The 18942-nt window shown below is 71.4% G+C and carries 20 protein-coding genes; 4 read left to right on the forward strand and 16 right to left on the reverse strand.

The features are described 5' to 3' along the window. Window positions 1–438: 438 nt before the first annotated feature. Window positions 439–1053, forward strand: coding sequence for an SCO3374 family protein (locus tag OG430_RS22205; protein ID WP_327354310.1), 615 nt, complete (start codon window positions 439–441; stop codon window positions 1051–1053). Here OG430_RS22205 and OG430_RS22210 read toward each other — a convergent pair. From OG430_RS22210 to OG430_RS22260, 11 genes are all read right to left on the reverse strand, one after another. Continuing rightward, the gene (locus OG430_RS22210; protein WP_327354311.1) at window positions 1032–1367 is read right to left on the reverse strand and encodes a histone-like nucleoid-structuring protein Lsr2; all 336 of its coding nucleotides are present in this window, start codon (window positions 1365–1367) and stop codon (window positions 1032–1034) included. The genes OG430_RS22205 and OG430_RS22210 overlap by 22 nt on opposite strands. Window positions 1368–1600: 233 nt before the next feature. After that, window positions 1601–2152, reverse strand: a complete 552-nt coding sequence (locus OG430_RS22215) for an amino-acid N-acetyltransferase (RefSeq protein ID WP_327354312.1) — start codon at window positions 2150–2152, stop codon at window positions 1601–1603. A gap of 9 nt (window positions 2153–2161) precedes the next feature. Next, complete coding sequence (locus tag OG430_RS22220; RefSeq protein WP_327354313.1) at window positions 2162–2560, reverse strand: BlaI/MecI/CopY family transcriptional regulator; 399 nt, start codon at window positions 2558–2560, stop codon at window positions 2162–2164. Between the two features lie 111 nt (window positions 2561–2671). After that, window positions 2672–2863 (reverse strand): hypothetical protein, encoded by a 192-nt coding sequence (locus tag OG430_RS22225; RefSeq protein ID WP_327354314.1) that lies wholly within the window; start codon window positions 2861–2863, stop codon window positions 2672–2674. Window positions 2864–2876: 13 nt separating this feature from the next. After that, window positions 2877–3455: a hypothetical protein gene (locus tag OG430_RS22230; RefSeq protein WP_327359183.1), complete on the reverse strand. Its 579-nt coding sequence runs from the start codon at window positions 3453–3455 to the stop codon at window positions 2877–2879. A gap of 215 nt (window positions 3456–3670) precedes the next feature. Beyond that, window positions 3671–5248 carry a hypothetical protein gene (locus tag OG430_RS22235; RefSeq protein WP_327354315.1) on the reverse strand — a complete coding sequence of 526 codons (1578 nt, stop codon included), beginning with the start codon at window positions 5246–5248 and terminating at the stop codon, window positions 3671–3673. Between the two features lie 42 nt (window positions 5249–5290). Then, window positions 5291–6097, reverse strand: coding sequence for a type III pantothenate kinase (locus tag OG430_RS22240; protein ID WP_327354316.1), 807 nt, complete (start codon window positions 6095–6097; stop codon window positions 5291–5293). Next, a complete protein-coding gene (gene nadC / locus OG430_RS22245; protein WP_327354317.1) occupies window positions 6097–7104 on the reverse strand; it encodes a carboxylating nicotinate-nucleotide diphosphorylase in 1008 nt (335 codons plus the stop codon). The genes OG430_RS22240 and nadC overlap by 1 nt, the downstream gene beginning before the upstream one ends. Further along, window positions 7101–8864, reverse strand: a complete 1764-nt coding sequence (locus OG430_RS22250) for an L-aspartate oxidase (protein WP_327354318.1) — start codon at window positions 8862–8864, stop codon at window positions 7101–7103. Before OG430_RS22250 ends, nadC begins: the two co-directional genes overlap by 4 nt. Next, window positions 8861–9862 (reverse strand): pantoate--beta-alanine ligase, encoded by a 1002-nt coding sequence (panC, locus tag OG430_RS22255; protein ID WP_327354319.1) that lies wholly within the window; start codon window positions 9860–9862, stop codon window positions 8861–8863. Before panC ends, OG430_RS22250 begins: the two co-directional genes overlap by 4 nt. Then, complete coding sequence (locus OG430_RS22260; protein WP_327354320.1) at window positions 9859–10797, reverse strand: Rossmann-like and DUF2520 domain-containing protein; 939 nt, start codon at window positions 10795–10797, stop codon at window positions 9859–9861. The genes panC and OG430_RS22260 overlap by 4 nt, the downstream gene beginning before the upstream one ends. A 187-nt stretch (window positions 10798–10984) precedes the next feature. On the opposite strand from OG430_RS22260, the gene OG430_RS22265 reads away from it, so the two are divergent. Then, entirely contained in the window at window positions 10985–12187 is a 1203-nt protein-coding gene (locus OG430_RS22265) for a threonine aldolase family protein (RefSeq protein WP_327354321.1), read from the forward strand. A gap of 75 nt (window positions 12188–12262) precedes the next feature. Here OG430_RS22265 and OG430_RS22270 read toward each other — a convergent pair whose 3' ends face one another. Next, window positions 12263–12502: a hypothetical protein gene (locus OG430_RS22270; protein WP_327354322.1), complete on the reverse strand. Its 240-nt coding sequence runs from the start codon at window positions 12500–12502 to the stop codon at window positions 12263–12265. A gap of 181 nt (window positions 12503–12683) precedes the next feature. Here OG430_RS22270 and OG430_RS22275 point away from each other — a divergent pair, with 181 nt between their 5' ends. After that, window positions 12684–13790, forward strand: coding sequence for a DUF5937 family protein (locus OG430_RS22275; protein WP_327354323.1), 1107 nt, complete (start codon window positions 12684–12686; stop codon window positions 13788–13790). Window positions 13791–13937: 147 nt separating this feature from the next. On the opposite strand, the gene OG430_RS22280 is transcribed toward OG430_RS22275, so the two are convergent. From OG430_RS22280 to OG430_RS22290, 3 genes are read right to left on the reverse strand one after another with little or no spacing between them, the layout of a single operon-like run. Further along, window positions 13938–14570, reverse strand: a complete 633-nt coding sequence (locus OG430_RS22280; RefSeq protein WP_327359184.1) for an AAA family ATPase — start codon at window positions 14568–14570, stop codon at window positions 13938–13940. 9 nt (window positions 14571–14579) lie between these two features. Then, on the reverse strand, window positions 14580–15251 hold the full coding sequence (locus OG430_RS22285) for a response regulator transcription factor (RefSeq protein WP_327354324.1): 672 nt from the start codon (window positions 15249–15251) through the stop codon (window positions 14580–14582). Between the two features lie 48 nt (window positions 15252–15299). Further along, a complete protein-coding gene (locus OG430_RS22290; RefSeq protein ID WP_327354325.1) occupies window positions 15300–16541 on the reverse strand; it encodes a sensor histidine kinase in 1242 nt (413 codons plus the stop codon). Between the two features lie 106 nt (window positions 16542–16647). On the opposite strand from OG430_RS22290, the gene OG430_RS22295 reads away from it, so the two are divergent. Further along, window positions 16648–17775, forward strand: a complete 1128-nt coding sequence (locus OG430_RS22295) for an SAM-dependent methyltransferase (protein WP_327354326.1) — start codon at window positions 16648–16650, stop codon at window positions 17773–17775. On the opposite strand, the gene OG430_RS22300 is transcribed toward OG430_RS22295, so the two are convergent. Then, window positions 17740–18924 (reverse strand): NADH-quinone oxidoreductase subunit D, encoded by a 1185-nt coding sequence (locus OG430_RS22300; protein ID WP_327354327.1) that lies wholly within the window; start codon window positions 18922–18924, stop codon window positions 17740–17742. The genes OG430_RS22295 and OG430_RS22300 overlap by 36 nt on opposite strands. Between the last annotated feature and the right edge of the window lie 18 nt (window positions 18925–18942).

The raw sequence follows: 18942 nt of genomic DNA on the forward strand, positions 1-18942 counted from the left end.
GTTAATCGCTCCTCAGAGCGGTCAGGCAGTAAGGGGTCGGTCCCCTCCCTGTCCTTCCGCAGCTTAGTCCCGCAAGCGGGGACCGCTCATTCCAACTGCCGACACCGGGCCCCCTCTCAGAGGAACTCTTGACCCCGAACGCCGACAACTGCTCCAACCCGATGGTGCGAGACGATGTTCCCGCAGGCCAGGCAGTTACCCCCTTCGCCAGTACGCCGATGGCGAACGTGGAACGCCCGAGACTGCGTGTCGCCCCTCCCCACTAGGAATGTCTTACCCGTAAGGACTGACACTCCATGCGGCGCGCACCGGTTCCCTCCGCTACGGGCGAACACCCTTGCGCCGCCCAAGACGCCCGTACGCCCCCATTTCAGCCACCCTACGCAATCGCCATAGCACACTGCGTAACTCCGAGGACTTTGGGGAGTTGCTCCTGGCATGGCTCTCACAGTCTCCGGAACCGCTCAGGTTCCGCTCCCCCGTCGACCGCTCACCCAGGGCGATCCCGTGCTGCGGTGGTACGCGGACGAACTCGGCTGGGCCGCCGTGCGGGACGGCGCCGGCTCGCCGGTGCAGCTGCTGACGGGACTGCGCTTCGACGTACTGCAGCTGCCCGCCCAGGCCGGCTTCGCAGTGCTGCGGCGACTCGGGGACGCGCTGAGGACCGGTCCGGTCGCGCTGGAGGGGGACACGATGCGGCTCCTGGTGGCCGCCGGCACCGCGGACGAACTGCCCGGTCTCCTGGACTGGCTGCAGTGGGGTCCGCTGCCGCTCGATCTGACCGCCGTCGGCACCGGCGGCCGGATTCCGGCGCCGCTGCCGCCCGACTGGTCGGGCCCGCGGGGAGCCGCCGTGTGGGTGCGGCCCCCCGAGCCGGGGTGCGAGGTGGAGCCGACGCTGCCGGCCCTCACCGGACTCGGGAGTCAACGGACGGTGTCCGAAGGCGGCCGCGACGCGGCTCCCGATCTCGTACGACTCGTCGATGCGGCGGCAACGCAGTGCCACCGCCTCCGACTGATGAGAGCCAGTGCTCAGCCGTTGGCCTTCTCGTAGGCCTCACGAATCGCCTGGGGAACGCGGCCGCGGTCGTTGACCTCGTGGCCGTTCTCCTTCGCCCAGGCACGGATCTGCGCGGTGTTCTCGCTGCCACCCGTGGCGGCGCGAGCCTTGCCGCGACCACCAGAAGCGCGGCCTCCGGTGCGACGACCGCCCTTGAGGTAAGGATCGAGCAGCCCACGGAGCTTCTCCGCGTTGGCAGTGGTGAGGTCAATCTCGAACGTCTTGCCGTCCAGAGCAAACGTCACGGTCTCGTCCGCCTCGCCACCGTCGAGGTCATCGACAAGAAGGACCTGAACCTTCTGTGCCACCGGATTTCCTTTCATCGATAACTTCAGGGCCAGGTGCCGTACGGCGTGCGCGCCGTTGTTTCACCGTCCCCGGTTATATGGAGTACGTCGGAAAGCAAACCGCTTTTGCTGGAAAAACACAAACCCCTGGGTAGAGACTGAGACCTCAAGGGGCCTTGAAACGTGCGCGTTTCGGACATAGCCACCGCCTTAGCGCGGCCTCGCCGGACAGTGCCGGAAAATTGCGCGGGCGATCACAGGTGCAGAAGCATCCGACTGTTGCCCAAGGTGTTCGGTTTCACTCGTTCGAGACCCAGGAACTCGGCGACGCCTTCGTCATAGGAACGCAGCAGCTCGCCGTAGACATCCGACTCGACCGGCGCCTCGCCGATCTCCACGAAGCCGTGCTTGGCGAAGAAGTCCACTTCGAAGGTGAGGCAGAAAACCCGGCGCACACCGATCCAGCGCGCGGTCTGCAGCAACTTGCCGAGCAGTTGATGCCCCACGCCGTAACCCTTGGCGTCGGGGTTCACCGCGAGAGTGCGCACTTCGGCGAGGTCTTCCCACATCACGTGCAGGGCGCCGCAGCCGACGACCTCGCCGCTGTCGTCGCGTTCCGCGACCCAGAACTCCTGGATGTCCTCGTAAAGCGTGACCGTTGCTTTGTCGAGCAGGATGCCCCGGCGTACGTACGCGTCCAGGAGGTTGCGCACCGCCCGCACATCAGAGGTCCGCGCCCGGCGGATGGTGAGGGCATTCGCGGGAACATCGGGATACGGGTCCGTAGGGGGGGTGTCTCCGGGCATGCCGGGACGCTATCGCCCTGTGGTGCCCGCTGCCACGCCGGGGTTCTCCGGGCCTTGCACGATGCGTACGGCGTCGGTGAGGGATTCGCGCTGTTCCGGCGACATCATCCCGAAGAAGGCGACGAGTGCGGCTGCCGGGTTGTCGCTCTGCGACCAGGCCTCGTTCATCAGTGCGGCCGCGTAGGCGGCGCGGGTGGAGACCGCCTCATATCGATATGCGCGGCCTTCCGCTTCCCTGCGTACCCAGCCCTTCTGATGGAGATTGTCCAATACGGTCATGACGGTCGTGTACGCGATGGACCGTTCCTGCTGAAGGTCTTCCAGGACTTCTCGAACGGTCACCGGGCGGTTCCACTTCCACACCCGCGTCATGACCGCGTCTTCGAGTTCTCCCAATGGGCGAGGCACAGCTGAACAATAGTGGGAGATGTCACTAATGGCGTGCCAGACATTACAAAAAGGGCGTACGGCTCGAAAAGCGAACGAGCCGTACGCGGGTGGAGCGGGTTGGCGCGGGTGTCAGGCGCCGCCGGTCTTCGGGGTGCCGGGCGGGGTCTGGCGGACGCTCTCGGCGCGGGCGATCGCGGCGTCCACGACCGCGTCCTCCTTGGCCTTGTTGGCGCCGCCCTGGGTCTTCACGATCGTCACGATCAGACCGATGAAGAAGACGGCCATCACTACGGGGGGCACGAGCGCGGAGACGTAGTCCATGCCCCCAGCGTAGCTATCCGACGGCGAGCTGCTGCGGCGGGGCCGCGGGAACGGCGGGTGCGGGTCGGCGCTTGGGCGGGAAGACCTCGGCCGGAGTGGGCACCGGACGGGGCTGGGCCGGGCGCTCGGGGGTCGGTTTCCTGGGCTCGGAGGCCGGCTGCGCGTCCTCGGCGCGGCCGCCGGGCAGGGCCAGCAGGCGGGTGCGCGAGGCCGGGACCGTACGGCCCGCGAGCTTGGCGCGTACGGCCTGTTCGGTGAGGGCGCGGCAGTGGTTGAGCAGGGCGCCGGCGACCGGGTTGCCGCGCAGGGCGCGCAGCGCGGCGAGGTCGTCGGGGCCCGGGCTGTAACCGGCCGCGAGGGCGTCGGCGAGGAGCTCCAGGTAGCCGGCGGCGGTGCCGGGCAGGGCCTGCCGGTAGCGGGCGAGGTCCGCGAGGAGGAAGGCGCGGAGCCTCGCCCCCTCGTCGACCGCTTCGTCGACGGAGTCGGCGAGGCGGAGACAGTCCTGGACGTCCTCGTCCGAGACATGGCTGGGATGGAGGGCGATGGCGAGGGCGCGTCGGAGCACACGCAGCTCGTCTGCGCTGAACGCCATGCCGCCGCGGGATCCGTATGGCGTGGGCATGGGGCGACGATACGGCCCAATCGGACAAAATCCGTTTAACGCCAATCCGGCGGCGCGGCGGCCTTGCCGGACCGGCGGGGCTTGCGGTGGTGCCCCGCATGAGGGCCGAGCCCCGCCGGGCCGGGGTCGCGGGGGCGCTACCCCCGGGCCCCCGCTCCTCAAACGCCGGAGGGGCTGATTCTGGCTCAGTCGCCGGAGGGTTCGGTCTTGGATGTTGCCGCTTCTTCGGACGCCGCAAGCTCCTTGGCCCTCGACTTCGCCCGCCGGCGGCGTACGTACACACCAGACGCAAACGTGAGGCCCAGGATCGCCACCACCGCGATCGTGCCGCCCTTGGAGGTGGGCTTCTCCTCAGCGGCGGCGGCCGCCGGGACCGGGTTGGGGCGGGAGGGGTCCACCAGGGGGCCGCCCGTCGCGTCGATCTCGATCGGGACCGCGTTGTCGGCGCGGTGTGGGTCGCGGGCCGGGCGCTCGGGGGCCTCCCGGATTTCGAGGAGGCCCTTGGCGCCGCGGACGCGCTTGTCGATGCGGAATTGGAGGGTCGTCGACCAGATGTCGTCGGGCTCCAGGGCGCGGTCGGGGTTACAGGTGTACGGCTTCCCCTTGGTGCCGGCGCACTCCCACTCCCACTCCGACTCGTTGTCCGGGTCGTCCGGCGGGGTCGGCTCCACGATGGTGGTGCCCTCCGGCGGGGTGATCTCCAGGGAGGTCTTCGAGATGCGGCCGGGGCCCGCGTTCTGCACCCCGACTGTCACGTCGACGGTCTCGCCGGTCCTGCCCCGGATGACGCCCGCGGTCGCCTGCAGGTCGGACGTCTGCGAGGTCCGGAGCTCCACTTCACCGGCCCTGTACTTCTGCATGAAGTCCTTGGCCTCGCCCTCGACCGGGCGCACCCTCAGCTCCGGGCCCGTGCCGCGCGTCATGCCGTCCTCGTCGGCGGTCTCGCCCGTCTCGTCCTCCGCGTCGCCGGTCAGGCCCGGCAGATACGGGGAGTAGGTGAAACTGCCGTTCACCATCGACGTCGGTACGCCGACGTCGATGGGATCGGCGAACTCGTAGGCCTGGCCCGGTTCGAGGGTCTGGTCGAACCAGCAGGTCGCCCAGCGGGCGAGGGCGTACTCGCAATTGCTGTATTTCGCGGGGAAATTGAGGTGCGCGCTGTCGAACTTCACGGCGAAGCCCTCGGCGGGGAACTTGCCCGCGTTGCGCACCTGGGGCTTGAAGCCGAAGCTCTTGCCCGCGGTGTCGCCCCTGCGGATCTTCTCCACCCGGGGCCGCAGGTCCGGGCCCTCGACCCATACGTCGCTCTCGTATGTCACGTCCTCGGCGCCCGGCGCGCTGAACGTGACGCGGAGCGTGCCGTGGCTGCCGCGGGGCACGCCGTGCACCGCCTCGATGTACACCGCGTCCGGGGCGTTGAACTTGCCGCGGGTGAGCGTGCCCAGTTTGCAGGTGACGGTGAAGGTGTCACCGAAGGCGTGGTCGCCGCACTCGCGGCGGGTGCGGAGCTGGACCGTGCCCTCCAGGTCGGAGGCGTCTACCGTCATCGTCACGTCGGACTGCGCCGGGCGGCCCGCCCCCGGCTGCGGGTTGAGCCACAGCCGGATGCCGCCGGTGGGGCTCACCCCGCGCTTGGGGAGGTACGACGTGTCCGGGAGGCTCAACTCGACGGCCGGGCCGGCAGCTTGGGCCGGTGCCATGGACGCGAGCAGGGCGCCGAGCAGGAGGGCGACGAGCGCACCCCCGCGACGTATGAGACTCAAGTGCTGTTCCCCCCAAGGGACGTGCTGGACGTGCCGGACGTGTCAGCTGCGGGACACGTTGCGCTCGTAGACCAGGCGGAGCCCGATCAGCGTGAGCCACGGCTCGTGTTCGTCGATCACCGTGGACTCGCCGAGGACCATGGGCGCGAGGCCGCCGGTCGCGATGACCGTGACGTCGTCGGGGTCTCCGGCGGGGCCGGCCAGTTCGCGGGCCATGCGGTTGACCAGGCCGTCGACCTGTCCCGCGAAGCCGTAGAGGATGCCGGACTGCATGGCCTCGACGGTGTTCTTGCCGATGACGCTGCGCGGGCGGGTCAGCTCGATCTTGCGGAGCTGGGCGCCGCGGACGCCGAGCGCGTCGACCGAGATCTCGATGCCGGGGGCGATCGCGCCGCCCGTGTACTCGCCGCGCGCGGAGACCGCGTCGAAGGTGGTGGCCGTGCCGAAGTCGACGACGATCGCCGGGCCGCCGTAGAGCTCGACGGCCGCGACCGCGTTGATGATGCGGTCGGCGCCGACCTCCTTGGGGTTGTCGGTGAGGATCGGGACGCCGGTCTTGATGCCGGGCTCCACCAGGACCGCCGGTACGTCGCCGTAGTAGCGGCGGGTGACCTCGCGCAGCTCGTGCAGGACCGACGGGACGGTGGCGCAGATCGCGATGCCGTCGATGCCGTCGCCGAGCTCTTCGCCGAGCAGCGGGTGCATGCCCATCAGGCCGTTGAGCAGGACGGCCAGCTCGTCGGCGGTGCGGCGGGCGTCGGTGGAGATGCGCCAGTGCTCGACGATCTCCTCGCCGTCGAACAGGCCGAGGACCGTGTGGGTGTTTCCTACGTCGATCGTGAGCAGCATCAGGCGTTCGCCTCGCGCAGGTCCAGGCCGATGTCGAGGATGGGCGAGGAGTGGGTCAGGCCGCCGACCGCGAGGTAGTCGACGCCCGTCTCGGCGTACGCGCGGGCGGTGTCGAGGGTGAGGCGGCCGGAGGATTCGAGGAGCGCGCGGCCGCCGGTGAGCTTCACCGCTTGCTCGGTCTCCTGCGGCGTGAAGTTGTCCAGGAGGATCAAGTCGGCGCCCGCGTCCAGGACTTCGGCCAGCTGGTCCAGGGTGTCGACCTCGACCTCGATCGCCAGGCCCGGGAACTCGTCGCGTACGGCCTTGAAGGCCTGCGCGACGCCGCCGGCCGCCACCACGTGGTTGTCCTTGACGAGCGCCGCGTCCGACAGGGACATGCGGTGGTTGACGCCGCCGCCGCAGCGGACCGCGTACTTCTCCAGCGCGCGGAGGCCCGGCGTCGTCTTGCGGGTGTCGCGGACCTTGGCCTTCGTACCGTCAAGGACGTCCGCCCACGCGCGCGTGGCCGTCGCGATGCCGGAGAGGCGGCACAGGATGTTCAGCGCGCTGCGCTCGCCGGTGAGCAGGTCGCGGGTGCGGGTGGTGACCGAGATCAGCTTCTGGCCGGCCCGCACGCGGTCGCCGTCCTCGACGTGCCGCTCGACCTCGAACTCGTCCGTGCAGACCACGGAGAGGATCGCCTCGGCGATGCGCAGGCCGGCCACGACGCCGTCCTCGCGGGCCGTGAAGTCGGCGGTGGCGACGGCCTCTTCGGGGATCGTGGCGACCGTGGTGACGTCCACGCCGCCGTCCAGGTCCTCGGCGATCGCCATGTGCGCGATGTCCTCGACCAGGACGGGGTCGAGGCCCGCTTCGGCGAGGAGCTGGGCGAGGGCCGGGTCGAGGCCGCACTCCATCACGTCGGCGAAGTCCCCTCCGTCGTCCGCCGCGCAGCCGCAGCCGTCGCCGCAGCCGCCGCTGTTCTGGACGAGGGGGAGGTCCTCAGGGGTGCTGCTCACGTCGGTCACTGCTCCTGGAGAGAGGCCTGGGTCGGCCGGGTCGGGGGGAAGTCTGCCGTGTCTGTCGTGTGCACGGCGAGGGTCCGGTCGGGATTCAGTCGTACGACGATGTGGCGTCGCCAGTCGGTGTCGTCGCGCTCCGCGTGGTCCTCGCGCCAGTGGCAGCCGCGGGTCTCCTCGCGGCGCTGCGCGGCGGCGACGAGCACGCGCGCGACGCACAGCAGGTTGGTCGCCTCCCAGCTGTCGACGCCCGGCTCGGCGGTCTTGCCGTGCTCGGTGAGCGTCTCGCGGGCGGCGGCGTGGATCGCGCCGAGCTCGGTGCCGGCCCGCTCCAGGGACGCGGCGGAACGCAGGACTCCGGCACCCGCCGACATGATGCGCTGGATGGTGAGCCGGGCCTCGGGCGGCAGGAGCGGGTGGGCCGGGGTCTCGGGGTGCACGACCGGGGCGGGTTCACGGGCCGGCGGGGTGTGTGCGGCGATGTCCTCGGCGATGCGCTCCGCGTAGACCAGGCCCTCCAGGAGGGAGTTGGAGGCCAGGCGGTTGGCGCCGTGCACGCCCGTGCAGGCGACCTCGCCGCAGGCGTACAGGCCCGCGACGGTGGTGCGGCCGCGGCTGTCCGTACGGATGCCGCCGGAGGCGTAGTGGGCGGCGGGGGCGATCGGGATGGGCTCGGTCACCGGGTCGATGCCGTGCGCGCGGCAGGCCGCCAGGATGGTCGGGAAGCGGTTCTCCCACATCTCGGCGCCGAAGTGCCGGGCGTCCAAGTACATGTGCTCGGCGCCCTGTTCGGCCATGCGGCGCGTGATGCCCTTGGCGACGATGTCGCGGGGCGCGAGCTCGGCGAGCTCGTGCTGGCCGAGCATGAAGCGGGTGCCGTCCGCGTCGACGAGATGTCCTCCCTCGCCGCGTACCGCCTCGGAGACCAGGGGCTGCTGGCCTTCCGCACCCGCGCCCAGGAACAGCACGGTGGGGTGGAACTGGACGAATTCGAGGTCGCTGACCTCGGCGCCCGCGCGCAGCGCGAGGGCCACGCCGTCGCCGGTCGAGACGGACGGGTTGGTGGTGGCCGAGAAGACCTGGCCCATGCCGCCGGTCGCGAGCACCACGGCGCGCGCGTGCACCGCGCCGACGCCGTCGTGCTGGCCCTCGCCCATGACGTGCAGGGTGACGCCCGCGGTGTGGCCTTCGGCGTCCGTCAACAGGTCCAGGACCAGGGCGTTCTCGATCGTACGGATGGTGCCGGCCGAGGGCTCGGCATCCGTGGCGTACTTGACCGCGTCCACCAGGGCGCGCGAGATCTCCGCGCCGGTCGCGTCGCCGCCCGCGTGCGCGATGCGGCGGCGGTGGTGGCCGCCCTCGCGGGTCAGCTCGATCTCGCCGGCCGCCGAGGTGTCGAAGTGGGCGCCGGTCGCGATGAGGCGGCGTACGGCGTCGGGTCCTTCGGTGACGAGGATGCGGACCGCTTCCTCGTCGCACAGGCCCGCGCCGGCCACCAGGGTGTCGTCCAGGTGCTGTTCGGGGGTGTCGCCCTCGCCGAGGGCCGCGGCGATGCCGCCCTGGGCCCAGCGGGTGGAGCCGTCGTCCAGGCGGGCCTTGGTGACGACGACCGTACGCAGACCCGTGGCCGCGCAGCGCAGGGCCGCCGTGAGGCCCGCTACGCCGGAGCCGACGACGACCACGTCCGCGTCGATGGACCAGCCGGGGGCCGGGGCGTGCAGCCGTATTCCGGTACCGGTGCCTGTCAGGGGGGTTCCTTCGGTGGTCATACGGCGGCTCCTGCTCCTGCTCCGAAGGTCAGCGGAAGGTTGTCGATCAGTCGGGTGGCGCCCACGCGCGCGGCGACCGCGAGGATCGCCTCGCCCGTGAAGCCGTCGCCGATCTCGGTGAAGTCGGCCGGGTCGACCAGGGCCAAGTAGTCCAGCGCGAGCGGGGGTTGGGCCCGGGCGGCATCGTCCAGTACGGCGCGTGCGGCCATGCGGACCGCGGTGGGGCCGCCGCTCGCCGCCTGGGCCACCGCATGGGTGTCGGCGGCGGCGCGGGCCTCGCCGAGGGCGGTCAGGGCGTCGACGCGCGCACGCGTGGCGGGCAGCGCCTCGGCACGCGCGTGGAGGGCGATTTGGGCGGCGAGGCGGTCGCGGCCCGCGAAGAGCGCGCCGGACAGGGCGAGCGCGGTCTGCCGCTCGGCGGCCGACAGGTAGCGGTTGCGGCTGGACAGGGCCAGGCCGTCGGCCTCGCGCACGGTCGGTACGCCGACGATCTCGACCCTGTAGTTCAGGTCGCGCACCATGCGGCGGATCAGGGCGAGTTGCTGGGCGTCCTTCTGTCCGTACAGGGCGACGTCGGGCGCCGTGAGGTGCAGCAGCTTGGCGACGACGGTGAGCATGCCGTCGAAGTGGCCGGGGCGCGAGGCGCCTTCGAGGCGCTCCCCCATGGGGCCGGCGGCGATGCGGACCTGGGGTTCGCCGCCCGGGTAGACCTCGTCGGCGGACGGCGCGAACACCACGTCCGCACCGGACTGTTCGGCGATCTGCCGGTCGGCGTCGAGGGTGCGCGGGTAGCGGTCCAGGTCCTCGCCCGCGCCGAACTGCAGCGGGTTGACGAAGACCGTGACGACGACCTGGCCGCGCTCGCCCGCGAGTTCGCGTGCGGCGCGGATCAGGGTCGCGTGGCCCTCGTGCAGGGCGCCCATCGTCATGACGACGGCGCGCGGGCCCTCGTGCGGGAGCGCGCGGAGTTCGTCGGCGGTGTGCAGCAGTTTGGTCATCGCGCGCCCCCCTCGGCGCCGGGCCCCGAATGAGTCCCGTTGGCCAGCACGCCGAGCAGGTCCTCGGCGAGTTCGGGCTTGAGCATGCCGTGCGCGAGCGCGCGGTCGGCGGTCGCGCGGGCCATCGCCAGATAGCCGGCGACGGTCCCCGGCGCGTGCTTGCGCAACTCCGCGACATGGGCGGCGACCGTGCCGGCGTCACCGCGCGCGACGGGGCCGGTGAGCGCGGCGTCGCCCGACCTGAGCGCGTTGTCCAGGGCGGCGCCGAGCAGCGGGCCGAGCATCCGGTCGGGGGCACCGACGCCCGCCTGCCGGAGCAGCTCCATCGCCTCGGCGACCAGCGTGACCAGGTGGTTCGCGCCGAGCGCGAGGGCCGCGTGGTAGAGCGGGCGGGCCGCTTCCTCGACCCACTCGGGCTCGCCGCCCATCTCGATGACGAGGGCCTCGGCGGCCAGCCGCAGCTCCTCGGGCGCGGTCACGCCGAAGGAACAGCCGGCCAGGCGGTGTACGTCGACGGGAGAGCCGGTGAACGTCATCGCGGGGTGCAGCGCGAGCGGCAGTCCGCCGGCCCTGAGGACGGGGTCGAGGACCTTGACGCCGTACCGCCCAGAGGTGTGCACGACCAGTTGGCCGGGGCGTACGGCGCCGGTCTCGGCGAGGCCCTGGACCAGGCCGGGCAGGGCGTCGTCCGGCACGGTCAGGAGCACCAGTTCGGACCGCTCGAGGACTTCGGCCGGCGTCACCAGGGGAACGTCGGGCAGCAGCTCGGCGGCCCGGCGCACCGAGGCCTCGGAGACGCCGGACGCGGCGACGGGGCGGTGCCCCGCGAGTTCCAGCGAGGCGGCGAGCGCGGGGCCGACCCGGCCCGCGCCGACGACCCCTACGGTGAGCCGGGCCGGGCGGTCCTTCGGCTCCTGCTGCTGGGTTACGTTCACGCGACGACGGCCTTCCGTTCCAGTCCGCTCGGGGTACCGGACGATTTCTCGTCATGTTAACGCGAGGTGTTCGGGGCGGGCCCGGCACTGTCCACAGGCTTGCGGGTCTCTCCACAGGCTTCCGAAGCCCTTCGAAAGTTATCCACAGGCTGTGCGCTTCCGGATGGGTGTGCGAGAGGATCTGTGGATGAGCGACGAGCAGCGGGGCGTGCGGGACGAGCAGGGCGTGCGGGACGAGGACGACCTCGATGCGGTGGCGCCGGACGCGCGCAAGCGGCGCTTCGCGGCCCGGCGCGCGGCCAAGCGGGTCCTGGCCCGGGGCGGGGCGGAGTTCACGCTCGCCGAAGGGCTGGCCCGGCTGACGGATGCCTCCCCGGAGGCGTACGACCTGGACGGGCCGGTCGACTTCTACGGGGACGGGATCGTGGCCGCCCTGGAGGAACGCGTCGCCGCGCTGCTCGGCAAGGAGGCCGGCGCGTTCTTCCCCACCGGCACCATGGCCCAGCAGGTCGCGCTGCGCTGCTGGGCGGGACGTACCGGGGACTCGACGGTCGCGCTGCATCCGCTCGCGCACCCCGAGCAGCACGAGCGGGGCGCGTTCGGCGCGGTCAGCGGCCTGCGCACGGTCCACCCCACGAGCGAACCGCGGCTGCCCACGGCCGAGGAGATACGGGACTTCGACGAGCCCTTCGGGACGCTGATGCTCGAACTGCCGCTCAGGGACGCCGGTTTCGTGCTGCCCACCTGGGAGGAGCTGACGGCGGTCGTCGCGGCCGCGCGGGAACGGGACGCCGTGGTGCACTTCGACGGGGCCCGGCTGTGGGAGTGCGCACCGCACTTCGGGCGGCCGCTGGACGAGATCGCGGACCTCGCGGACACCGTGTACGTGTCGTTCTACAAGTCGCTCGGCGGGCTCGGCGGGGCGGTGATCGCCGGGCCGCAGAGCTTTGTGGACGAGGCGAGGACCTGGCGGCACCGGTACGGCGGCCAGGTCTGGCAGCAGTATCCGACGGCGCTCTCGGCGCTCATCGGGCTCGATCGGGAGCTGCCCCGGCTTCCCTCGTACGTCGCCCACGCGCGCGTGGTCGCCGAGGCGCTGCGCGAGGGGTTCGCTCAGGCGGGGGTCGCGTGGGCGCGGGTGCATCCGGAGGTGCCGCACACCCATGAGTTCCAGGTGTGGCTGCCTTATCCGCCGGAGGTCCTTGATGAGGCTTCGGTGCGGCAGACGGAGGAGACGGGGGTCGGGCTGTTCAGGGTGTGGTGGTCGGCTGCGGGTGGGCCGCCCGGGGTTTCGCAGACCGAGGTGTCGGTGGGGGCGGCGGGGCTGGAGTGGTCGGCGGAGGATGTGCGGGGTGCTGTGCGGGACTTTGTGGGGCGGTTGCCGGGGTAGGTGGGCGGGGGATGTTTTCCCCGACCCGCCCCTTCCCGTAAGTCTGCGACGCCTTCCGCCCTGCGGGCAGTGTCCTCAAACGCCGGACGGGCTGGATGAATGGCTGGATGAGGAGTCGGACGAACCGGATGCCCGGCCCCTCAGCCTGGCCAGGAGACCGCGAGGGCGTCGCCCGGCCGGAGCGCCCGATGCCCGGGCGGCGTCCCTGAGTTCGGCGATGACGCGCCAGTCGTGGCGGCCGGGGGCCGGCGGGTGCGGGTCGCCGTGCTGGGCGGCGCGGTAGAGGTCGAGCGAGTACTGGGCTGTGATGCTCATGACAGAGCTGTCCTTTCGGTTGCCGGACATGGCGAAGCCGCTGGTCCGGGGAGGGTCCGTCCCGAGCCGTTCGCTCCGGACGAGATTCAGATTCCGCCTGTCGTCCGGGTCCGGTCACGTCGATTGACCAGAGCCGTCAATCGACGGTCGGGCTGTCGGTGGCGGGGTGCACCATGGGGACATGAGCGTCACGATCGACATCGCGGGACTGGCACCGGAGCGCATCTCCGTCGTGCCGTCGCCCCTCGCCGAGCTGGGTGCCGCGCTGCACGCGCTGGCCGAGCCCGCCCACCATCCGCATCTGCACGGGTGGGCCACCGCCGTGTGCTCGTCGCTCGACTCCTGCCTCGCCGACCGGCTGTGCGAGGCGGACTTCCTGTGGCGCACGACGTTCTCGGACGTCTTCGCACCGTTCGCCGCCGTCCCGGGCAACCGCGGCATCCCCGGCGCCACGCTCGCCGACGAGCTGGACCTGCTCGACAAGCTCACCGACCGCCAATTCGTCGATGCCGCCCTGGAGTTCACCTGCCAGGTGGAGTACGACATCCAGAGCCCGGACGTCCTGACCGACCCCGCGAGCCGACAGCGGGCCGTGGAGCTGGCCGCCACCCGTGGCGTGCCCCAACTGCGCTTCACCCAGCGGCTGCTCGATGACCCACCGGCCGTGCGGGCCTGGTTCCGGCGGCTCGTGGAGGACTGCGAGAAGGCGTTCTTCGCGGACCTCTGGGCCCGGATCAGCCCTGAGCTCGCCGCGGACGCCCGGCACAAGACGGAGCTCCTTCGCCACAAGGGTCTCGGCGAGGCCCTGAGCGCGGCGTCGGCGGCGGCCTCCCTGGACGTGCAGGCCGCGCGGATCACCGTCGACAAGATGTCCGTGGGCCGCACCAGGACCGGGGACGGCGGCCTCGCCCTCGTCCCCACCAGCATCGGCTGGCCGCACATCCTGGTGCTGCACCGCTTCGGCTGGCAGCCCTCGATCATGTACCCGGTCAGGGCGCCCGGCCCCGCCGCGCCCACCTCCGTCGAGCAGCTCACCCGGCGCATGGCCGCGCTTGCGCATCCTGCGCGTATGCGGCTGTGTCGGCATCTTGCGCGGGCCGCGTACACCACCAGCGAGTTGGCGGATGCGCATGGGATGACTGCGCCGGAGATATCTCGGCACCTGGGGGTGCTGAAGAAGGCCGGGCTGATCACGGCTCAGCGCCGTGGGCGCTATGTGCAGCATCAGCTGGATCTGAGTGCGGTGTCCCGCCTCGGCAGTGACTTCATTGAGGGTGTGCTGCGGTAGGGACGGGATTTTTCCCCTCCCCGCCCCTTCCCGTAAGTCTGCGACGCCTTCCGCCCTTCGGGCGGTGTCCTCAAACGCCGGACGGGCTGGATGTGAGGCCGGATGGGCTGAAGAGCGGAGGCAGCCGAAGGCACACGAGAGAGGCCGCTAGTCGAAGCGGATGTGCTTCACACCCGTCCAGGCCCGCCGGAGCCGCCCCTTCACCCGGCCGTCCGCATTCGGCAGCAGCGTAAGGCCCGCTGAAGCGGCGATCCGGTCCGCGACAGCCGGGACCGGGGTGCGGTCCGTTCGCAGGTGTTCCGCGAACTCCGGCTTGGCCAGCTGCTCCAGGCAGTGGTCCAGCTTGCGTACCGCGAAGCTCTCGCGACGCAGTGGAGCGTCCTGGCCGGCGACGTACTTCACCACGTGTCCGAAGTTCCGTTCGCGCAGCCGGTTCAGGACCGTCTCCCGGTCGGCGAGCAGGGCGAAGTGGCGGACGTCGTGGCCCTGTTCGCGCAGCCGGCCGAGGATCTCGGCGTAATAGTCGGTGTTCACCAGGGTCATCGGGGCGATCACCGTGCCCGGGTGCTTGGTCAGGGTGAGGTCGAGGACCTCGAAGACGCCCTGGCGCCAGGCGGGCAGGTCCTGGAAGTCTCCGCGCAGCGCGGGCGGCATCATGCGGTGCAGGCCGAAGCCCACCCGCTCCGGGTCGCAGACCACGCTCCCGGGAAGGCGTCGGTGCAGTTCGTACGCGGTCTGTGTCTTGCCCCCGCCGAAGGGGCCGTTGATCCAGAGCAGCATCGGCATCGCTCAGGCGCCTCCGCCGGCGCGCACCAGGCCCGTCTCATAGGCGAGGACCACGACCTGGACGCGGTCGCGCAGGCCCAGCTTGGTGAGGATGCGGCCCACGTGGGTCTTCACCGTGGCCTCGGACAGGACGAGGCGGCCCGCGATCTCGCCGTTCGACAGGCCCTGCGCCACCAGGATCATGACCTCGCGCTCGCGGTCCGTGAGGCGCTCCAGCTCCTTGTGCTGGTTGCCCTTGCCGCTGTCGGGCAGCATCGGCGCGAAACGGTCCAGGAGGCGGCGCGTGGTGGTGGGCGCGACGACCGCGTCACCGCTGTGCACGGACCGGATGGCGGCGAGGAGTTCGGCCGGCGGCACGTCCTTGAGCATGAAGCCGGAGGCACCCGCCTTCAGCCCCGAGAAGGCGTACTCGTCGAGGTCGAAGGTGGTCAGGATCAGCACCTTGGGCGGGTCGGGCTGCGCGCAGATCCGGCCGGTCGCCTCGACGCCGTCCAGCCTCGGCATGCGTACGTCCATCAACACCACGTCCACCGGCGTGGACTTGAGGACCTCCAGGGCCTCGGCCCCGTCGCCCGCCTCCGCGACGACCTCCATGTCCGGCTGTGCGGCGAGCACCATGCGGAAGCCGGTACGCAGGAGCGCCTGGTCGTCGACGAGCATTACGCGGATCGCCATGTCCGGCATTCCTCCAAGGTCATAAAGCGGGGCAAGTACTGACAGGTGTCAGTGGGCGGGCTTGAGCGGCAACAGTGCGCTGATGCGGAACCCGCCGCCGGGCCGGGGCCCCGCGTCGAGCGTGCCGCCGACCATACCGACGCGCTCGCGCATGCCGATCAGGCCGTGGCCGCGGCCGTCGGCGCCGCCGTCCTCGTACAGCTCGTGCGGGGCGCCCTTGCCGTCGTCCTCGACGAGCAGGCCGAGCCCGTCGTCGAAGTAGACGATGCGCACGCTCGCCCCGGCGTTCTCACCGCCGTGCTTACGGGTGTTGGTGAGGGCCTCCTGCACGATGCGGTAGGCCGTGAGCTCGACGCCGCTGGGCAGCGGGCGCGCGGTGCCCTCGATCTTGAAGTCGACGGTGAGGCCCGAGGAGCGCACCTGCTCGATGAGGTCGTCGATCTGCTCGACATCGGGCTGCGGGACGTATTCGCCGCCCTCGCGCGGCTCCCCGGTGCGCAGCACGCCGAGCAGCCGGCGCATCTCGGCGAGGGCCTGCCGGCCGGTTCCGGAGATGGTCTCCAGGGCCTTCTTGGCCTGGTCGGGCGCGTTGTCCATGACGTACGCGGCGCCGTCGGCCTGCACGACCATCACCGACACGTTGTGCGCGACGACGTCGTGCAGCTCGCGGGCGATCCGGGCCCGCTCGGCCGCGACCGCGACCTTGGCCTGGGCCTCGCGCTCCTGCTCCAGGCGGGTGTTGCGCTCCTCGAGCTGGGCGAAGTAGGCGCGCCGGGTGCGGATCGAGTCGCCGAGCACCCAGGCGAGCACGAAGGGCAGCATCGAGAACCCGGCGAAGAGGATGTTGCCCCACGAGCCGGTGTTCTCGTCGGGCCAGCGCAGCTGCGCGATCGGCGCCGCGAGCACGCCGCCGATCAGCGCGAACCTGCGGGCCCACACGGCGCCCTCCGCGGCCACGGTGTAGATGATCACCAGCATCGCGAAGTCGGTCGGCATCACACCGATGTCGACGATCACCTGGACGACGCCCATGAAGGCCGAGAGCAGCAGCATCTTCTCGGGGGCGCGGCGGCGCAGCGCCACGACCACGCACTGCGTCACGACGATCAGCACCCCGACGCCGAGCTGCCAGTCGGCATAGCGCTGGATGCCCCGGGCGGCCTCGTCCACGTCCTGCGGGCCGTTCCCCATGGCGAACAGCCCCACGAGCGACACCAGGAACAGGACGACAGCCCAGAAGCTGTCGACACCGGTCGGGTGTCTGCGGAGGAAGTCGTAGAGGCGCTGCACGTAACCCAGCGTAGGTACGTGCCACACGTGCGGGGGTCAACCGCAGGTTCGATCCGTGGACCGGGCGCCTACTCCCCAAGGTGGAGGTCCCCATAGCCTGCGGTCTGTGAAGAACGGCGACGCGACGGACGAGACGGGCACGGGACACGGGTGGCGCGGGTGGCGCGAGGCGGCCGCCGAAGCGCTCTACGGACCCGGCGGCTTCTATCTGCGCCCCGAGGGCCCGGCCGGTCATTTCCGCACGTCAGTGCATGCGTCACCGCTGTACGCGGCCGCTGTGGCCCGGCTCCTTGTACGCGTGGACGAGGCCCTGGGCCGGCCGCCCGAGCTGGCTTTCGTGGACGTCGGGGCGGGGCGCGGGGAGCTCTCGGCGGGCGTGCTCGCGGCGCTGCCCGCAGAAGTGGCGGCACGCGCGCGTGCCCATGCGGTGGAGCTGGCCGCGCGGCCGGAAGGGCTCGACGATCCCCGGATCGAGTGGACCGCCGAGGTGCCGGTGGGGCTGACGGGGCTGCTGTTCGCGAACGAGTGGCTCGACAATGTGCCGCTTGATGTGGTCGAGGTGGACGAGGACGGGGTGGCCCGGCTGGTTCTGGTCCGTGCGGACGGCGCGGAATCCCTGGGGGCCGAGCCCGGCGAGGCCGACGCCGCGTGGCTGCGGCAGTGGTGGCCGTTCGCCGATGCCGACGACGATGCCGGGCCCGGCCTTCGGGCGGAGATCGGCCGGCCTCGCGATGCGGCCTGGGCCAAGGCTGTCGGGTCCCTGGAGCGCGGCCTCGCCGCGGCCGTCGACTATGCCCACGGGCAGGATTCCCGCCCTCCGTTCGGCACGCTCACCGGCTTCCGCGAGGGCAAGGAGTGCCGGCCCGCGCCGGACGGGTCCTGCGACATCACCGCTCACGTCGCCCTCGACGCCTGCGCGCAGGCCGCCGCGGACTCCGGGCCCGCCGGGGGGACGTACCGCCTGACCACCCAGCGGGAGGCCCTGCACGCCCTCGGCGTGAGCGGCGGCAGGCCCCCACTCGCCCTCGCGGCCGGCGATCCGGCGGCGTACGTCCGCGCGCTCGCCGGCGCGGGAGAGGCCGCCGAACTCACCGCGAAGGGCGGGCTCGGCGACTTCGGGTGGCTGCTGCAGCCCGTCGGCGTACGGCTGGAAGAGCTGTTTGACGACCTACTTGTCGTCGATGGCGAAAATGACGCCCTACTTGTCGATGTCCCCGACCACGAAGAACAGTGACCCGAGAATCGCCACCATGTCCGCGACCAGCGTCCCCGGCAGCAGCACCGCGAGCGCCTGGATGTTGTTGTACGACGCCGAGCGCAGCTTCAGCCGGTACGGGGTCTTCTCGCCCTTGCTGACGAGGTAGTAGCCGTTGATGCCGAGGGGATTCTCGGTCCAGGCGTACGTATGGCCCTCGGGAGCCTTGAGGACCTTCGGGAGGCGCTGGTTGATCGGGCCCGGCGGCAGGTCGGCGATGCGGTCGAGGCAGGCGTCGGCGAGGTCGAGGGCGTTGTGGGTCTGCTCCAGGAGCACCTCGAAGCGGGCCAGGCAGTCGCCCTCCTGGCGGGTCACCACCTTGAGCGTGTCCTGCAGTTCGCCGTAGGCCAGGTACGGCTCGTCGCGGCGCAGGTCGAAGTCGACGCCCGAGGCACGGGCGATCGGACCGCTCACGCCGTACGCGTGCACCGCCTCCGGGGACAGCACGCCGACGTTCCGGGTACGGCCGCGGAAGATCTCGTTGCCGAGCACGAGACGGTCGTACACGTCCATCCGCGAACGCACCGAGGCGATCGCGGCGCGCACGCGCGTGGTCCAGCCGAGCGGCAGGTCCTCCTTGAGGCCGCCGACGCGGTTGAACATGTAGTGCATGCGGCCGCCGGAGACTTCCTCCATGACGGCCTGGAGTTCCTCGCGCTCACGGAAGGCGTGGAACACCGGGGTGATTCCGCCCAGTTCGAGCGGGTACGAACCCAGGAACATCAGGTGGTTGAGCGTGCGGTTGAGCTCGGCGAGCAGCGTGCGCGTCCACACGGCGCGCTCGGGGACCTCCATGCCGAGCATCCGCTCCACGCCCATGACCACACCGAGCTCGTTCGAGAACGCGGAGAGCCAGTCGTGCCGGTTGGCCAGCATGACGATCTGCCGGTAGTCGCGCGCCTCGAAGAGCTTCTCGGCGCCGCGGTGCATATAGCCGATGACCGGCTCCGCGTGCTGGATGCGCTCGCCGTCGAGGACGATGCGCAGGCGCAGCACGCCGTGCGTGGACGGGTGCTGGGGGCCGATGTTGAGCACCATGTCGGTGCTCTCCGCGGCGCCGCCGATGCCGACCGTCGTCGTCTCGCGCTCCGTCTCGGTCACCGTGTTGGGACCCGTCTGGGTACTCATGGCGAACAGTCTCTCGTA

This window comes from Streptomyces sp. NBC_01304, assembly GCF_035975855.1.
Lineage (GTDB): Bacteria > Actinomycetota > Actinomycetes > Streptomycetales > Streptomycetaceae > Streptomyces.

Excerpts from the sequence above, each read along its gene's own strand:
- OG430_RS22205 (WP_327354310.1), top strand. The coding sequence starts at position 439 with ATGGCTCTCACAGTCTCCGGAACCGCTCAGGTTCCGCTCCCCCGTCGA.
- OG430_RS22215 (WP_327354312.1), bottom strand. The coding sequence starts at position 2,152 with ATGCCCGGAGACACCCCCCCTACGGACCCGTATCCCGATGTTCCCGCG.
- OG430_RS22225 (WP_327354314.1), bottom strand. The coding sequence starts at position 2,863 with ATGGACTACGTCTCCGCGCTCGTGCCCCCCGTAGTGATGGCCGTCTTC.
- OG430_RS22230 (WP_327359183.1), bottom strand. The coding sequence starts at position 3,455 with ATGGCGTTCAGCGCAGACGAGCTGCGTGTGCTCCGACGCGCCCTCGCC.
- OG430_RS22240 (WP_327354316.1), bottom strand. The coding sequence starts at position 6,097 with ATGCTGCTCACGATCGACGTAGGAAACACCCACACGGTCCTCGGCCTG.
- OG430_RS22250 (WP_327354318.1), bottom strand. The coding sequence starts at position 8,864 with ATGACCACCGAAGGAACCCCCCTGACAGGCACCGGTACCGGAATACGG.
- panC (WP_327354319.1), bottom strand. The coding sequence starts at position 9,862 with ATGACCAAACTGCTGCACACCGCCGACGAACTCCGCGCGCTCCCGCAC.
- OG430_RS22265 (WP_327354321.1), top strand. The coding sequence starts at position 10,985 with ATGAGCGACGAGCAGCGGGGCGTGCGGGACGAGCAGGGCGTGCGGGAC.
- OG430_RS22270 (WP_327354322.1), bottom strand. The coding sequence starts at position 12,502 with ATGAGCATCACAGCCCAGTACTCGCTCGACCTCTACCGCGCCGCCCAG.
- OG430_RS22275 (WP_327354323.1), top strand. The coding sequence starts at position 12,684 with ATGAGCGTCACGATCGACATCGCGGGACTGGCACCGGAGCGCATCTCC.
- OG430_RS22280 (WP_327359184.1), bottom strand. The coding sequence starts at position 14,570 with ATGCTGCTCTGGATCAACGGCCCCTTCGGCGGGGGCAAGACACAGACC.
- OG430_RS22285 (WP_327354324.1), bottom strand. The coding sequence starts at position 15,251 with ATGGCGATCCGCGTAATGCTCGTCGACGACCAGGCGCTCCTGCGTACC.
- OG430_RS22300 (WP_327354327.1), bottom strand. The coding sequence starts at position 18,924 with ATGAGTACCCAGACGGGTCCCAACACGGTGACCGAGACGGAGCGCGAG.